This window comes from Nocardiopsis ansamitocini (assembly GCF_030268225.1).
Taxonomy (GTDB): Bacteria; Actinomycetota; Actinomycetes; order Streptosporangiales; family Streptosporangiaceae; genus Nocardiopsis_D; species Nocardiopsis_D ansamitocini.
The window spans coordinates 92,551-108,657 of record NZ_BSQG01000004.1 but is presented as its reverse complement, the minus strand read 5'-3'; the positions used below and the strand labels follow the sequence as shown (position 1 = coordinate 108,657).

Annotated in this window: 13 protein-coding genes; 5 read left to right on the top strand and 8 right to left on the bottom strand. The window is 70.5% G+C overall.

Features of this window, described 5'->3' with window-relative positions:
* The first annotated feature begins 30 nt into the window (after positions 1-30).
* Entirely contained in the window at positions 31-1,323 is a 1,293-nt protein-coding gene (locus tag QSJ59_RS12865) for an alpha/beta fold hydrolase (RefSeq protein WP_285759736.1), read from the top strand.
* Between the two features lie 50 nt (positions 1,324-1,373).
* Here QSJ59_RS12865 and QSJ59_RS12860 read toward each other — a convergent pair whose 3' ends face one another.
* Both QSJ59_RS12860 and QSJ59_RS12855 read right to left on the bottom strand, forming a co-directional pair.
* Positions 1,374-2,243, bottom strand: coding sequence for a 3-hydroxyacyl-CoA dehydrogenase family protein (locus QSJ59_RS12860; protein WP_285759734.1), 870 nt, complete (start codon positions 2,241-2,243; stop codon positions 1,374-1,376).
* A gap of 665 nt (positions 2,244-2,908) precedes the next feature.
* Complete coding sequence (locus QSJ59_RS12855) at positions 2,909-3,751, bottom strand: glycosyltransferase family 2 protein (protein WP_285759732.1); 843 nt, start codon at positions 3,749-3,751, stop codon at positions 2,909-2,911.
* Between the two features lie 437 nt (positions 3,752-4,188).
* Here QSJ59_RS12855 and QSJ59_RS12850 point away from each other — a divergent pair, with 437 nt between their 5' ends.
* On the top strand, positions 4,189-5,589 hold the full coding sequence (locus QSJ59_RS12850) for a hypothetical protein (protein WP_285759731.1): 1,401 nt from the start codon (positions 4,189-4,191) through the stop codon (positions 5,587-5,589).
* 144 nt (positions 5,590-5,733) lie between these two features.
* Here QSJ59_RS12850 and QSJ59_RS12845 read toward each other — a convergent pair whose 3' ends face one another.
* The 6 genes from QSJ59_RS12845 to QSJ59_RS12820 form a co-directional block, all read right to left on the bottom strand.
* The gene (locus QSJ59_RS12845) at positions 5,734-6,849 is read right to left on the bottom strand and encodes a mandelate racemase/muconate lactonizing enzyme family protein (protein ID WP_285759729.1); all 1,116 of its coding nucleotides are present in this window, start codon (positions 6,847-6,849) and stop codon (positions 5,734-5,736) included.
* Positions 6,850-6,852: 3 nt separating this feature from the next.
* Positions 6,853-7,758 (bottom strand): 5-dehydro-4-deoxyglucarate dehydratase, encoded by a 906-nt coding sequence (locus QSJ59_RS12840; protein WP_285760149.1) that lies wholly within the window; start codon positions 7,756-7,758, stop codon positions 6,853-6,855.
* A 59-nt stretch (positions 7,759-7,817) separates the two neighbouring features.
* Entirely contained in the window at positions 7,818-8,714 is an 897-nt protein-coding gene (locus tag QSJ59_RS12835) for a sugar phosphate isomerase/epimerase family protein (protein WP_285759727.1), read from the bottom strand.
* Positions 8,711-9,877: a dihydrodipicolinate synthase family protein gene (locus QSJ59_RS12830; protein WP_285759725.1), complete on the bottom strand. Its 1,167-nt coding sequence runs from the start codon at positions 9,875-9,877 to the stop codon at positions 8,711-8,713. The genes QSJ59_RS12835 and QSJ59_RS12830 overlap by 4 nt, the downstream gene beginning before the upstream one ends.
* A 92-nt stretch (positions 9,878-9,969) precedes the next feature.
* Positions 9,970-11,121 carry a Gfo/Idh/MocA family protein gene (locus QSJ59_RS12825; RefSeq protein ID WP_285759723.1) on the bottom strand — a complete coding sequence of 384 codons (1,152 nt, stop codon included), beginning with the start codon at positions 11,119-11,121 and terminating at the stop codon, positions 9,970-9,972.
* A 231-nt stretch (positions 11,122-11,352) separates the two neighbouring features.
* Positions 11,353-11,862 (bottom strand): hypothetical protein, encoded by a 510-nt coding sequence (locus tag QSJ59_RS12820; protein WP_285759722.1) that lies wholly within the window; start codon positions 11,860-11,862, stop codon positions 11,353-11,355.
* Between the two features lie 129 nt (positions 11,863-11,991).
* Between QSJ59_RS12820 and QSJ59_RS12815 the strand changes: the two genes are divergently transcribed.
* The 3 genes from QSJ59_RS12815 to QSJ59_RS12805 all read left to right on the top strand — a co-directional run bounded on the left by QSJ59_RS12815 (position 11,992) and on the right by QSJ59_RS12805 (position 15,996).
* Positions 11,992-12,918 (top strand): RNA polymerase sigma-70 factor, encoded by a 927-nt coding sequence (locus QSJ59_RS12815; protein WP_285759720.1) that lies wholly within the window; start codon positions 11,992-11,994, stop codon positions 12,916-12,918.
* A gap of 108 nt (positions 12,919-13,026) precedes the next feature.
* The gene (locus QSJ59_RS12810) at positions 13,027-14,238 is read left to right on the top strand and encodes an NAD(P)/FAD-dependent oxidoreductase (protein WP_285759719.1); all 1,212 of its coding nucleotides are present in this window, start codon (positions 13,027-13,029) and stop codon (positions 14,236-14,238) included.
* A gap of 603 nt (positions 14,239-14,841) precedes the next feature.
* Entirely contained in the window at positions 14,842-15,996 is a 1,155-nt protein-coding gene (locus QSJ59_RS12805) for an epoxide hydrolase family protein (protein ID WP_285759718.1), read from the top strand.
* The last annotated feature ends 111 nt before the right edge of the window (positions 15,997-16,107 follow it).

Below are 16,107 nucleotides of genomic sequence, written 5' to 3'. Positions count from 1 at the left end.
TCTCCCGGTGGTCCGCTAGCGTCGGTGACCATGAGCACTCTGCGCCAACCCGGCCTGGTCATGACCGACCACACCTTCACCGTCCCCCTCGACCACGCCGCTCCCGACGGCGCCACCATCGAGGTCTACGCGCGCGAGGTCGTGGCACCGGATCGGGAGACCGACGATCTTCCCTGGCTGTTGTTCCTCCAGGGCGGGCCGGGATGCCCTTCGCCGCGGCCGATCGGCGCCGAGACGTGGCTCGGGCGCGCGCTCGGTGAGTTCCGGGTCCTGCTGCTGGACCAGCGCGGCACCGGGCGTTCCACCCCCGTCAACCGGCGCACCCTCGCCGGTCTGGGCGATCCGACCGAACAGGCCGCCTACCTGGGGCATTTTCGTGCCGACTCCATCGTGCGCGACGCCGAACTGATCCGGCACGCGCTGATCGGCGAGCAGACCTGGAGCGTTCTGGGGCAGAGCTTCGGTGGGTTCTGCGCGACCACCTACCTCTCGATCGCGCCCGAGGGGCTGCGCGAGGTTTTCATCACCGGGGGGCTGCCCGGTCTTCAGGCCGACGCCGCCACCGTCTACCGCGCCACCTACCCGCACGTGGCGGCCAAGACCGCGGCGCACTACGCGCGCTACCCGGATGACGCCGCCACGGTCAAACGGATCGCCGCCCACCTGCGGGACAACGAGGTGGAACTGCCCGGCGGGGGCCGACTCACGGTGGAGGCGTTCCAGGCGCTCGGGCAGATGCTGGGGCGCGGCAGTGGCAGCCACTCCCTGCACTACCTGCTCGAGGATGCCTTCGCCGACGGTGGCGACTGGTTGAGCGACGCGTTCCTGACCGAGGTCAAGGAACAGCTCAGCTTTGCCTCCACTCCGCTCTACGCGGCCCTGCACGAGGCGATCTACGCGCAGGGCGCCGGGGCCACCGACTGGGCGGCCCACCGCGTACGCACGGAATTCCCCTCCTTCGCCGCCGACGCGGACCTCGTCTCCGAGGCGCCCCTGCTGTTCACCGGCGAGATGATCTATCCCTGGCAGTTCGAACTGGACCCGGCGCTGCGCCCGTTGCGGGCGGCTGCCGACCTGCTGGCCGCGCGCACCGAGTGGCCGTCCCTCTATGATGCCGAGCGCCTGGCCACCACGACCGTGCCGGTCGCCGCGGCTGTCTACCACGACGACATGTACGTCGACGCAGGGTTGTCGTTGGAGACCGCAGCGGCGATCAAGGGCTGCCGGGTCTGGGTCACCAACGAGTGGGAGCACGACGGGCTGCGGGCCAGTGGCGGCGGGGTCCTGGACCGGTTGATCGCGATGGCGCGCGGGGCGGCCTGATCCCGGGCGGGTGCCCGGCGGCCTTCGGGAAGCGCCGCCGGGCCCCTTCTTCATACGGTGTCGTGCGGGGGCCAGGCGTAGAATCCCTGTCCGGTCTTGCGCCCCAGTTTCCCCTCCGCCACCATGCGTCGTAGCAGGTCCGGGGGCGTGAAGCGCTCACCGAGACGTTGACTGAGGTGCTCGGCGACGGCCAGGCGCACGTCAAGGCCGACCAGGTCGGTTGATTTCAGCGGCCCCGCCGGGTGGCGGTAGCCCAGTTCCATCGCGGTGTCGATGTCGGCGGCCTCTGCCACCCCCTCTTCCAACATGCGGATCGCCTCCAGCCCGAGCAGGACACCCAGGCGGCTGGTGGCGAACCCGGGTGAGTCCCGCACCACGACCTCGGTCTTACCGATCCCGCGGATCCAGCCGCGGGCCGTGTCGAGGACGTCGGTGCGCGTCTGCGCAGACACGACCAGTTCGACCAGTGCCGACGCCGGCACCGGGTTGAAGAAGTGCATGCCGAGGAACTGTCCGGGCCGCTCCAGTGCCGCGGCGAGCTCGGTTATGGGCAGGGAACTGGTGTTGGTGGCCAGCACCGTTTCCGGGCGCACCACACGCTCCACCGCTGAGAGGACGTCCGCCTTGAGGTCGACCTGCTCCGGGACCGCTTCGACGACCAGCGCCGATTCGGGGTCGAGACCGCTCACCGCGGTGACCGTGGCGAGTCGGGACAGGTGGTCGTCGGGGACACCGTCGAGCACGCCGCGTCGACCGGCCTTGGCCAGCCCGGAGGCGACCCTGCCCCTGGCGGCCCCGGCCGCCTCGGGGCTGCTTTCGACGATGGTGACCTGCGCGCCTGCTGTGAGGAGGACCTGGGCGATACCCGCTCCCATGCGTCCTCCCCCGACGACGCCGGCTGTGGCGGGAAAAGCGTTCACTGGTGCACTCCGTTTCGGGCGCCGGACTCTCCGGGCGGTTTGGTCACTGCCGGCTTTGTACCGACACCGAATTACTAACCGAACGGTCGGTCCGGTGGCAAGTGCGTGCGGTAGGGCGTCGGCCCCGAGAGCAAAGACGTTGGCCCGGGTCCTTTCGCACGGAGCCGGTGTGTCGTACCGGAAAACCTGAAGGTCGGACCTTCTTTGCCACCGGTGCGCCAGGTGACCAGGGCCAGGGCGGCCGCCTCGGCAAGGCGATAGGCGAAGACGAACATTCCACCCACCACGAGCGCTATCGCCAGAGTGCCGCGTCCGATGCGGCACTTGTCTCCGGCGAGGACGCGATGGTACTCCACGCCCGGCGGTACCGGTCTCGGAGCACGGGGGCGAACGGTGTTGGTTCGAGAGCGCTGAAGCGTGTCGTCGGGGTCCATGATTCGAACCTAAGACCGGTCCGGGCCGTCACGAAGTGTCACGAATCAGGGGCCCCTTCAGCGTTCTGCACGCTCCTGCCATGACAGATGCCATGGCACGGTCGCTTGCGGCCGGCCACCCCAGCATGTGGCGATGTACCTGCCCCTTCCCGCGTCGTGTCGAGGACGAAGCCGGCTCGGGCAGTCGGGCCACGGCTTCGGGGCGGCGCACGGTGATCGGAAAACCGTGATCTAGGGGATGGGGCGGACCGCTGTGGTGGAGCGCGCGAACAGGCGGCGCGGCGACAGCGTCCCCTCATAGGGCGTGTACGCGCGCAGCAGCAGCGCCACCGGTGGGAACAACAGCACCAGGCCGGTGGCCGTGAACACGCGGGCCCCGGCCGCTGCCCGGTGCTGGTCGTGCAGCGCATACGTGCGATGCCAGGTGCGCAGGTAGCGGCGCAGGCCCCCGAGGGAACCGGCGAGCCTGCGCGCGGAGACCGGCGCCCGCAGCCGGTCCGCGTAGTGCACACGCCGTCCCAGACGGTGCAGGTGGATGGCGAGGTCGAGGTCCTCGAAGAGGTCGGGGCCGGGGCAGGCGTGGGCGCGGAGCTCCTGCCAGCACTCGCGGGTCAGCGCCATGTTGGAGCCCCACAGCATGGGGTGGCCTGACAGCATCCGGTTCACCCGGTGGCACAGCAGCCGCTGCGCGGCCAGCCCGGCCCGGTGCATGGGGGCGTCGTAGAACCATGACGGCCCGGTCACGGCGGACACTCCGGGATCGGCGAACGCTTCCGTCAGGCGCAGCACCCAGTCCGGCTCGACCAGGGTGTCGGCGTCCACCCGTCCCAGGATGTCGCCGGTCGCCTCGTCGAAACCGCGGTCGCGGGCCGGAACGAGACCCTGACGCGGCTCGTGCACCACCCTGACCCCGCGGTCGGCATAGCCCCCAGCGATGAGCGCGGTGCGGTCGGTGGAGTTGTTGTCCACGACCACGATCTCGTCGGCGGGGACCACCTGGTCGAGCAGTGCTTCCAGACAGCGGCCGATCACCGCTTCCTCGTTGAAGGCTGGAACGATCACCGAGATCCTCATGGCCGTCCTCACGGTCGACGGCCCGCGCGACAGGCGCTGCCGCCCGGTGCCACCAGATGTCTATCGGCGTCACCCGAACGAGATCTGACGGCAAGGTGAAGAGAAGCGGGACGTGCAAACGACCGCCGAGAACAACCGCGGGTACGGCAGGGGCCGTTGCCCTCGCCATCGACGACACGCACGTCCCGCACACGCTCCGGGGCAGCGATCGACCGACGAACGCAGGACCGGCGTACCGGCCGATCCGGAATCGGCCACCCGACAGAGATGTCAACGCTTCGAGGAAAAAGACCGTTTGCGGCAAATCGCCCTCCGCGTGCCGCACCAGGTGTTATCAAGAGCGGGAAGCGTCCGCGGGCAACCCGGGCCGGAGGTCAAGGGGGCGGTGCGCCCGCGCAGATCGCGCGGCGCTGGCCGACGCGCTTGGGGGTCCCAGCGTGCACGTGTACAACCTCGCCGGAGCAGGAGCACTGGCTCCGACCTACACGACGAACCAGACGTTCGAGGCGAACGAATGGGTGGCCGACGCAGCGGCAGGGGTGGGATACAGCTTCCTCGCCGCCGGTGCCCCGAACATCGTCAACTCGCCGAACCCGCGACTACGCGTCTCCGCAAACGGGCTGTTCGCCGTGGAGGACGCCGACCTCTCCCGGCGTCAGCCGAAGCATTTCTTCGCAACTCCCGTGGCTCTCGCCAAGTGGAACAAGGAGCTCGCCCGGCAGGGATCGCTGTTCCAGTTCTTCCTCGACCCGCCCGGGACGATCACCTTCACGCTCCCGGGAGCGGCCGCCTCCACCACCCTGCCCCGGGTACGAGCGGCCAACCTCAGCGCCAACGTCTCCGGCAACGACATGACGACCACCGAGAACTGCGACGTGACCGTCCAGGAGGTCACCGGATCGCTGCGGATGCCGCTGCCGGTTCTGGGCAACAAGGTCCATATCGGCAGCACGCCCACTCAACAACTGTTCTTCGAGTACCACGTCGCGAACCACCTGGCGCACGCAGTGCCGGCGGAGGACCTGCCGCTCCCCCCGGCCGCAACTGCGATCCTCGCGCAGGACACCATCGCGCAGTGTTTCGGTACTGCCACCCGCGCGGCAGCCGCCGGAACGGTGCCGATCCCGCATAACCCGAACCTGGTCACCGAGATGCAGGCGCTGGGCGTGAACGAGTTCGCCCGCCCCACCAAGGTCGGGCAGGGGCTCTACAGCGGCTCGCTCGGCCCCTCCCACCCGCATGCCCCATCCGGTCACCAGGTCCAGGACTATCGGAACAACGTACTGCGCAGCCACCTCGTCAGTCTCAGCCAGGTGGTGTGGGGCTCCCACTGGGGCGGCGTCGTCGCAGTGGACGGGACGGACTACCTGACGCTGGAGAACTATTCCCGCATCGGGGAGAACTCGGCCGGCAACGGAGGCGGCCTCTTCTACTTCCAGATGTACGGCGCGGGCCCCGGCGAGAGCTGGCACGAGCAGTGGACGCCCCCGCCCGTCCACGGCAAGGCATTCGCCAACCCGATCACCGTCGTCGTCCAGGCCGACGGCCCCACCGGCCTGCAGTACTTCACCCCCGGCAGCAAGGACAACCATGCGACGATCGCCGGCGCCGCCAACGACCTCGCCCTCCAGAAGGCACTGATCGAGGGGCTCAACTACGCCACCGTGCACCTGTACGCGACCTCGCTCGCGGAGGAATACGCCGACCGGAACCGGCGGACCGCCTGGATCGGTGCGGTGGCCGCCCTTGTGGCCGCCCCGCCGGCGTGGGCCGCTCCGACCACACTGTCGCTGGCCCGTCACGTCAATGCGGCCTTGACTGCGGTCAAGCAGCTGTGACGCCTGTGCGGCCGGCCGAACGGTCCCCCGGACGCAACAGCAGAGGACAGGTCCGCCGATTCGCCCTCCGTGGCCTCGGCCGTTGATCCGCGCCGGACACGAAGTGGTGTCCCTCCCGCGGCCAAGACGGGAGGGACACCACGCTCACCCGGTTCCGGAGAGCACTGCCAGGGGGTCGTCCCCGGGCACCGGGGCGAGACCCGAGGCGAACCGCAGGCCGTGGCCCGGACCGGTATCGGCGCTCGCGCTCCCCGACTCCACCAGCACACCGCTGGGGCCGTCCAGCGCCCCCAGGGCCGCAAGCGACCCCCGGTCGATGTCCTCGACCATCGATGCCCGCGGCACGCACAGCGCCAGCTGCGTGGACAGCTCCGGCAACAGGTGCGGTGCGACCGGGACACCGGCCCCGGCCACCTCCCGGGCGATCCGCAGGAACGGGGTGACCCCGCCGACCCGCACCGCGTTGGGCTGGGCAACGTCGCACACCCCCGCGTCGACGGCGGCACGGAATTCAGCCGCGGTGCGCAGGTTCTCCCCGATCGCGAAGGGGATCGGGGTACGCGCGCGCAACCGCACGTGCGCGCCCAGGTCCTCGGCCGGCAACGGCTCCTCGATGAAGTAGGGATCGAACCGTGCCAGAGCCTTCAGCGCCCGAACGGCCGTGGGCAGGTCCCAGCGCTGGTTGGCGTCCAGCATCAACAACCGGTCGTCGCCGATCAGCTCGCGCACCGCCGCCACCCGCTCGACGTCGCGCTCGACATCGGCCGAGCCCACCTTGATCTTGACCGCACGGTGCCCGGCGGCCAACCAGCCGCGCACCTGTTCGCGCAGTTCGTCCAGCTCGTAGTCCAGATTCACCCCACTGCCGTAGGCGCCCACCGAGTCCCGGCGCCGTCCGATGTGCTCCACCAGGCTCGCCCCGACCGTACGCGCGGCGAGATCCCACAGCGCGATGTCCACCGCCGCCACCGCCATGGCGGTCAGTCCCCCGTAACCGGCCTCTCTCAGGTGCCAGCGCAGGTCGTCCCATCGGGGACCTGGGGCGGGCGAACGGCCCAGCAGGGCCGCCGGACAGTCGTCGCGCAGCAGCGCCAGCACCGCCCGTGCGCCGATCAGCGGGGTCCAGGCGAAGCCGGTGCCCACCGCACCGGTGTCGGTGACCACCCGGGTGACCACGATGTCGTTGCGGTCCACCCCGCCATCCCAGGCACGGTGCAACGGCAGCCGGTACGCCTGGGCCGTGACCTCGGCGATACGCACGGATCAGCCCTCCTTGACCGCGGCCAGTCCGGCGTCGATGATTTCCGCCAGCTCGGCCTCCTCTGCCTCCGACAGTTCGGTGAAGGGCGCGCGCACCCCGCCAACAGCCGCACCGCGCAACCGCGCGCCCGCCTTGACCAGGGAAACCGCATATCCCGGAGTACGGTCGCGCAGCTTGACCAGCGGGTTGTAGAACACCTTGACGAGCGTGTCGGCAAGCGGGTCGCCGGCATGTGCGGCGGTGTAGAACGCCGAGGCCACCTCGGGGACGAACGCGAACGCCGCCGACGAGTACAGCGGAACGCCCACGCCCTTGTAGGCGTTGAACGTCAGCTCGGCCGTGGGAAGACCGTTGAAGAAGGTGAAACCCGGCCCGCGACGCTCCCGGATCGCCAGCACGATCTGGTGCATACGCCCCAGGTCGCCCACACCGTCCTTGAAACCGACCACACCCGGCAGGTCGGCGAGCTCGGCAGCGCTCTCGGGCGTGAAGACCATGTTGGCGCGCTGGTAGACGATGACCGGGATGTCCACGGATTCGGTCACGGTGCGCACGTACTCGATCAGCCCGCGCTGGGGCGCGCTGACCAGGTAGGGCGGCAGCAGCAGCACGCCGTCTGCGCCCAGGTCGCGTGCCGCTGCTGCCTGTTCCACCGCCGTGCGCACGCTGCCGCCCGCACCCGCGACCACCGGGACCCGCCCCGCGGTGACGTTGACCGAGCGGGCCACGACCCGGCCGTGCTCCTCGGCCGAGAGCGCGTGGATCTCGCCCGTGCCACACGCCGCGAACACGCCGCCCGCACCGTGCTCCAAACCGTTGCTGACGTGCCGCTCAAGCTCGGCCTCGTCCACCGCCCCCCGCTTGTCGAAGGGGGTGACCGGGAAGAACAGGATCCCGTCGAAGTCCATGGTTTTCTCCTCCGTGGAGCCCCGGGGAACTCCCCCGGGGCGGTTGGTCGACTCGTTGGTCACACGACGTACTGGACGTGCCGGCGAACCAGGGTGTCCACGACGGCGTCACCGTCCGCAGCCCAGATGTCGCCGTTGAAGATCTCCACCTCGATGTCACCGCGGTAGCCCGCCTCGTCGACGAGGCGGCGCAGGCGCCCGACGTCGGCGTGGCCGTCACCGACCATCCCGCGGCCCAGCAACGGATCGGCCGGGAGCGGCAGCACCCAGTCGCACGCCTGGAAGGAGGCGATACGCGCGCCGGCGCGCGCGATCTGGCGGTCGATGTCGGGGTCCCACCACACGTGGTAGGCATCCACGACGACACCCACCGACTCCACCGGGAAACGCTCGGCGATGTCGAGCGCCTGGCCGAGCGTGGACAGCACCGCGCGGTCGGCGCAGAAGATCGGGTGCAGCGGCTCCAGGGCCAGCCGGACACCGCGCTCGGCGGCGTAGGGAGCGAGTTCGGCGATGGCCTCGCTCACGCGTCCGCGCGCACCCACCAGGTCGCGGTCACCCTCGGGCAGCCCGCCCACCACCATCACCAGGCAGGGGGAGCCCACTTCGGCGGCCTCGTCGATAGCGCGCCGATTGTCCTCCAGCGGCCCCGACCGGTCCAGCCCGGTGAGAAACCCGCCGCGGCAGTAGGAGGAGACGCGCAGTCCCGCCTCGCGCACCAGGCGCTTGGCTGCGGCCGTTCCGATCTCGGCCACCGGCTCGCGCCACAGGCCGATGGCAGGAATCCCGGCGCGCAGGCAGCATTGAACGGCCTCGGCGACGCTCAGGTACTTGACCGTGGCCTGGTTGAGCGAGAGCCGGGCCAGCCGGGGATCACCCGGCTGTGGGGTCGGGACGGCGGCCGGCGCACCGGAGGGGACGTCGGCAATGGTGATCTGTTCGGGAGCGGTGGTCATCGGGCGACCCCCGAGACGTCCAAAAGGGCACGCATGCGGGCAACGGCCAGTTCGGGGTCGCCGAGGACGCCGGCCGCGTCGGCCAGGCGAAAGGCCGTGGACAGGTGCACCACATCGCGTGCGCTGTGCAGCCCACCGACCATGGTGAAACCGGGTTGGTGCCCGTTGAGCCAGGCCAGGAAAGCGATCCCGGTCTTGTAGTAGTAGGTGGGTGCGGCGAAGACGTGCCTGGCCAACGGGACCGTGGGCGCCATCAGCGCGTCGTAGCGATCGGTGTCGCCGGCATCGAGGGCGTGCAGGGCCGCCGATGCCGCGGGGGCGATCGCGGCGAAGACCCCCAGCAGCGCGTGGGAGTACCCCTGGTCGTCGCCCAGGATGAGCTCGGGGTAGTTGAAGTCGTCACCGGTGTAGAGAAGCACGCCCTCGGGCAGCAGCCGGCGCAGGCGTACCTCCAGGTCGGCGTCCAGCAGCGACACCTTGATGCCGCCGATGGAGCCGGCGTGCTCGGCGATGAGCGCCGCCACCGGCTCGATCGCCTCGGCCGGGTCGGCGTAGCCCCAGTACCCGGCCAGGGCCGGGTCGAAGGCCGTACCCAGCCAGTGCAGGATCACCGGGCTGTCGGCCTGGGCGAGGAGCCGACCGTACACCTTGGTGTAGTCCTCTGGGCCCTGGGCGGTGGCTGCCAGCGCGCGGCTGGCCATGAGAACCGGGCTCGCCCCGGCTTCCTGGACGACGGCCAGCTGTTCGGAGTACGCCGTGATAACGCTTTCCAAGGAGGCGTGCTCGGGTGCGATCTGGTCGGTGCCGACCCCGCACGCCAGGGCTGCGCCGCGCGCGCGCGCCTCGGCACCGCTGCGGCTGATGAGCTCGGCGGTCGTCGCCCAGTCCAACCCCATGCCGCGCTGGGCGGTGTCCATGGCGTCGGCGACGCCCAGCCCCAGGTCCCACAGGTGATGGCGAAACGCCAGGGTGGCGTCCCAGTCCAGCCGGGCGGGCGCACCGGGAGCGTTGCCGGCAAGGGGGTCGGCGACGACGTGCGCCGCGGCGTAGGCGCGCCGTGAGCGGGGTGCGGCCGCCGATGCGGGCAGGGCCGGTGCCGCGCCGGCCGTGTATGCCTCCAGCTGCCCGGCGGGGCCGGGCAGGCGCAGGGTCGGTGTGGTCATCGTTCCTCTTTCGGTTTCCCCGCCGATCCCGACGCTGCGGAAACTGGAGCAGGTGCGGCGTCGGGATCGGCGCATAGCGGGGCGGGTGGGTGCTAGAGCGTGATCTCGTCCAGCGCGACCCGTGCGCCCGACTGCGAGGAGCGCAGGCCCGCTTCGGCGAGCTGGAGCCCCCGCGCACCCGAGAGCAGGTCGTGCGGGAAGGGCGCGTCGGCGCGCACGTGCTTGAGGAACAGCTCCCACTGGGCACGAAACCCGTTGGGGAACTCTTCGTTGTCGGGCACCCGGTCCCACTGGCTGCGGTACTGTCCGGGGTCCACCGCGTCGGGGTCCCAGACCGCCTTGGGCGTGGTCGAGCGGTGCTGGACGCGGCATTCGCGCAGGCCCGCGACCGCGCTGCCGTGAGTGCCGTCCACCTGGAACTCCACCAGTTCGTCGCGGTCGACGCGCACCGACCAGGAGGAGTTGATCTGGGCGACGATTCCGCCTTCCAGCTCGAACAGTCCGTAGGCGGCGTCGTCGGCGGTGGCGGTGTAGCGCTCGCCCTGCTCGTCCCAACGGTCGGGGATGTGCGTGGCGGTGTGCGCGGTGACCGAGCGCACCGGAGCGAAGAGGTGCTCCAGGATGTAGTGCCAGTGCGGGAACATGTCCAGCACGATGCCGCCGCCCTCTTCGGCCCGGTAGTTCCAGCTGGGGCGCTGGGCCTCCTGCCAGTCCCCCTCGAACACCCAGTAGCCGAACTCGCCGCGGATGGAGAGGATCGTTCCGAAGAAGCCGCTGTCGATGAGCCGGCGCAGCTTGAGCAGGCCGGGCAGGAACAACTTGTCCTGCACCACGCCGTTCTTCACCCCTGCTGCCTGGGCGAGCTTGGCCAGTTCGAGTGCTGCGTCCAGGGTGCCGGCGGTCGGTTTTTCCGCGTAGATGTGCTTGCCCGCTGCGATGGCGGCGCGCACCGCTGCCTCGCGGGCGTGCGTGATCTGGGCGTCGAAGTAGATCTCGATCGAGTCGTCGGAGAGCACCGCGTCGAGGTCGGTGGTCCAGCGCTCGATGCCGTGCCGTGCGGCGATCTCGCGCAGTTTCTGCTCGGAGCGTCCGACCAGAACCGGCTCGGGGATGACCCGGGAGCCGTCGGGTAGGAGCACTCCTCCGGCGTCGCGGATCGCCAGAACCGATCTGGTCAAGTGCTGCCGGTATCCCATGCGTCCGGTAACGCCGTTCATGGCGATACCCACCACGTGATCACCCATGTGTCGTCTCACCTTTCCGTGTGAAAGCGCTTTCCAAGTTACGGCAAAGCGGCCCCCGACGCCAGTGGCGCCAGCGCGCACGCGGCCGAAACAGGAAACGGAGACGTGGGAAAGGGGTGGTGGGGGTGGGCTGGCACCGGCCCCCGCCGGTGCCAGCCCACCCCCACCACCGACACGGCAGGGCTTCAGGCCCCGGGCTCCGTCTTGCGTGCGCGAGCCGGAGCCCGGCGGTCAGGCGGCGTACTGCTCCTGCGCGCGCTGCCGATCGACCACCGCCTCGTTGGCGGCCACGGCCCGCTCGGCGGTCCGCAGGCGTGCGGGCCGCATCGCCCAGAGCTGGGGGCCGAACAACCCCAGGTGCGCCCAGGGCGCGGCAGCCACGGTGCTCGACACCCCCGGGGCGAGCACCATCCCCATGCCGACGACCACCGCCAGCAGGGAGGCGGCGATCATCGTGGCGCGAAGGAGCCTGCCGACCGGACCCCCGATGGTGGCCACTTGCGCACGGGCCACGTGCAGCGAGATCTCCGCCAGGGCGGGGTCGTGGGACGCGGTGCCCTTGCGGACCGGCCGTATCGCGCGATAGCGCTCCTTCAGCCTCAGCCCGCGCAACGCCTCCGTCCGACGCCGGAAGAGATGGTCGTCGCGTTCCCAGACCATTGCGACCACCGCGCCCACCAGGGCGACGGTCAGGGGCGAGAAGGCGACGAGCAGCGGAAGGACGGTGCCAAGGGAGTCCACGGGGGCTCACTGTTCACGGTGGGGAGACACGGACAGGCGGGGCAAAAGGATTAATTGCCCCAATTGGGGCGCTACCCGTTCTCGCTCGGGTCGAACATGAAAAACGCGCGACGTGGCATGCTGCGGGGCATGGGAACGGACCCGCAACCACTGCCCGACGGCGCGGAGGAGTTCGAGGAGCACCGGTCACGGGTGTTCTCCGTGGCCTATCGGATGCTGGGGTCGGCGGCCGAGGCGCAGGACGTCGTCCAGGACGCCTACCTGCGCTGGGCCGGCGCGCACCGGTCCGACATCGCTGTTCCCGGGGCCTGGTTGACCAGGGTCGCGGTGAATCTGTGCCTGAACCGGCTGTCCTCGGCCCGTGTCCAGCGGGAGCGTTACGTCGGCCCCTGGCTGCCCGAACCGGTGGCCACCGGGACAGCGGCCCCGGCTCCGTTGGGGCCGCTTGAGACCGTCGAGCAGCGCGAGACCGTCTCACTGGCCCTGTTGAGTCTGATGGAACGGTTGACTCCCGTCGAACGGGCGGTGTTCGTCCTGCGCGACGCCTTCGGCTACGGACACCGTGAGGCGGCGGAGGTCGTCGGCATCACCGAGGCCGCCTCACGGCAGGCCCACCGGCGTGCCCGGGTGCGCCTTGCGGAGGGGCAACCACGCTTCGAGCCGTCGGTGCAGCGCTGGCGGGAGGTGGTCGAGGTGTTCCTGGACGCAGCACAGGGCGGCGACATCGACCGTCTGCACGCCGTTCTCGCCGATGACGTGGTCAGCTACTCCGACGGCGGGGGCAAGGTCACCGCGGCCCGCCGCCCGATCACCGGCCGGACCAGGGTCGCCCACTTCCTCGGCCGCCTCGCGGGCATGGCCACCGCCGAGCACACGGTCGTCATAGCCGAGATCAACGGGGTCCCTGCACTGGTGGTGCTCCTAGGCGGTGTCCCCGTCTCGGTGCTGGCCCCGGAGGTGGCCGACGGGCGGGTGGCGACCCTGCGCATCGTGGCCAACCCCGACAAGCTCGCCTTCCTGACGCGCCAGCCGGGGACGGACTGGCATCCTGTGTGACGCGCACCACGAAAAGGGTCGTCACGGATCAGGAGCCTCGCCGGTTCATGGGGGGAGCGCACCGCGACGGAAGCGGTGCCCTCTCCACCAAGACGAGGAGACGGCGACATGACCCATCAGGTAGTGGTGCTCGGCGCGGGATACGCGGGACTGGCAGCAGCAACCCGTGCCGCCCGCGGCGCGCGGGACAACGACATCCGGGTCATGCTGGTGGACCAGCGCGACCGGTTCGTGGAGCGGGTGCGGCTGCACCAGCTCGCCGCAGGACAGCCGCTGCCCGAGTGGCCACTGGAGCGGGTCCTGGCGGGAACGGCTGTGGAGCCGGTGGTCGCGCGGGTCACCGGGATGGAACTCGACCAGCGGTGCGTACAGGTGCGTACCGCCGACGGAACGGCCCACGCGATCGGCTACGACACCTTGGTCTACGCCCTGGGCAGCACCGCCGCCCCCACGAGCGTGCCAGGCGCGGCCGAACACGCCCACTCCCTCGACGACGTCGCGACCGCGACGGAATTGGGTCTGCGGGTCCTGCCACGGCTCGCGGCTGCCGGCGGCGTCCTCGCCGTGGTCGGGGGCGGTCTCACCGGGATCGAGGCGGCGGCGGAACTGGCCGAGTCGCACCGGGGGCTGCGCGTGGTCCTGATCACCGGTGCGCGCCTCGGGCCGGGGCTGTCTGTTCGCGGACGTGCGCACGTCCACCGGTGCCTCACCCGGCTCGGGGTGCGCGTCGTCGAGCACCGGACGGTACTGCGAGTGGAGGCGGGGGGCCTGGTGCTGGGCGACGGCACGACACTGGCGGCCGACGCCGTGCTGTGCGGTGTCGGGTTCGCGACGCCGGGACTGGCCCGCGAGGCGGGAATGGACGTGGACGAGAACGGCCGGGTGCTGGTGGATGCCACGCAGTGTTCGGTGTCGCATCCCGAGGTCTACGCGGTGGGCGACGCGGCACGCGTTCGGGGCCCGGGGGGCGCGACGCTGCGCATGTCGTGTGCCACCGGGCTGCCCATGGGCATAACGGCGGGTCGGGCGATCGCCGACCGGGCCGCGGGTCGGCCCCCCACACCGCTGGCGTTTCGCTACCACGTCCAGTGCGTGAGCCTGGGCCGCCGCGACGGCCTCATCCAGTCGGTGCGCGCCGACGACACCCCGCGCTCGACGGTGCTGACCGGACGGGCCGCGGCGCTGGTCAAGGAGGCCGTGGTGCGCGGGGCGTCGGCCAACGCGCGGATGCCTCTGGGTCGAGCCGGGAAGGCATCCGGACGACGCGTCTCCCCCACCTCTCGGGCAGGGAAGAACGACGACGCCACGAGGCGGCTTTAGCGCTATATTGTCCGAATCTCCCGCGCCGTGCCCCCGCTCACTCCGACCTGCGGCGCCCAAGGTCGTCAAGGTCTTCGTGGGCGCAATCCGTATTTCTACTTACTCGCGGGCCTGCTGATGACGGGGACGGGTTTCCGCCCGGCAACACCGTCGGATGGCGGGGCACGAGCATCGCCAGGACGCACCCCGACCGCCCGGGCGGCACCCGTGACGTTGCCGTCTGTCTTGTCCAGCGCTTTGAAGAACTCCAACTTCAGCAGCTCAAAATCCACGGTCCCCGCAGCTCCCTGAAAGACAGGGTGTTGCGGGGACGAGTAGAACCCCCCGGGCTGGTCCGGGTGCGTCCTGGCGATGGGTGGCACGTACCACATCGGACTCTCTCCGATCATCGCGATCGGGCACAACGTCTCCACGGTGCTCAAGTCGCGCAGGCAGCCGGTCCAGCGTCCCCCTCCGGTCCGCCCCCGGTGCACACCCCTATGGGCCGCCACCCCCGCACAGCCCCCAAGGGTCGGCCGGGTGGTCCCCGCGTGCCCATGCGACCCGACCGACGCGGCACTCCTTCACGGAAATCAACCCGAAGCGACCATATGATCGGTCACCATGTGTACTGACATCATCCCGTTCCGTATCCAGATCGCACAGGCCGATCTCGATGACCTTCATGATCGTCTGGCGCGTACCCGATCGCCGTACCCGGTCCCCGGCGCCGGGTCGGAGTGGGACCAAGGCATCCCGCCAGCCTACCTTCACGAGCTGGCCGGCTACTGGGCGGGCGGATTCGACTGGCGCGCCCACGAGGCCAGGCTCAACACCTTCCCCCAGTTCGTGACCGAGATCGACGGGCAGACCATCCATTTCCTGCACATCCGTTCGCCAGAGCCCGACGCCACACCGCTACTGCTGAACCACAGCTACCCGACCTCGTTCGTGGAGTTCCTGGAAGCCACCGGGCCGCTGACCGATCCGCGCGCGCACGGCGCGGACCCGGCCGACGCGTTCCATGTCGTCATCCCCTCGCTGCCCGGCTTCGTCTTCTCCAGCCCGCTCTCGGCGCGCGGCTGGAACCTGGAGCGCACCGCCATGGCCTTCGGAAGGCTGATGACCCTCCTGGGCTATGAGCGCTTCGGCGTGGAAGGCGGCGACCTCGGTGCGGGGGTGACCGGCCGGGTGACGATGCTGATGCCCGACCGGGTGATCGGCGCGCACACCCACGGTGACCGTCTCCAGCTCGGCATGGCCGGCGAGGACCTCCCGGTCCCTGACGGTCTGAGTCGGGAGGAACATGCCGGGCTCGAAGCGGCACAGCGCAGCTGGTCGCAGATGAAGGGCTACAAGGTGCTGCACTCGACCGCACCCAACGCCCTGTCCGCGGGCCTGGCGGACTCGCCGATCCTGCAGTTGGCCTGGATCGCCGAAAAGTTCGTGCAGTGGGCCAACCCCGCCACACCGATCAGTCGCGAGGACGTCCTGATCACCGCCAGCCTCTACTGGTTCACCAGGACCGGCCCCGCGGCGGGCGACTTCTACTGGGAACTGGCCCACGCCGACAACCCCGGATGGGGCAACACCTCGGGCGTCCCCAGGGCCTCCTCGCTGTTCTACAGCGACCCTCTGGTCCGCAAGGTCCTCGGCCCCGGCGACGACAGCGACGTCTTCTTCCGGGAACACGCCCAAGGCGGACACTTCCCCGCGTTCGAGGTTCCCGGTCTGTTCGTCGACGACGTCCGCGCCTTCTTCCGAACACTGCGCGACTGATACGGCGCCCCTGGGCGCGGCGTCTCGACAACATCGCTGCGTTTCCCGTTTCCTCGGGATGCCCGTCGGGCGGCCAGGTCCAGGACGGTGAAGTCGATCTCGGCCGGAGCG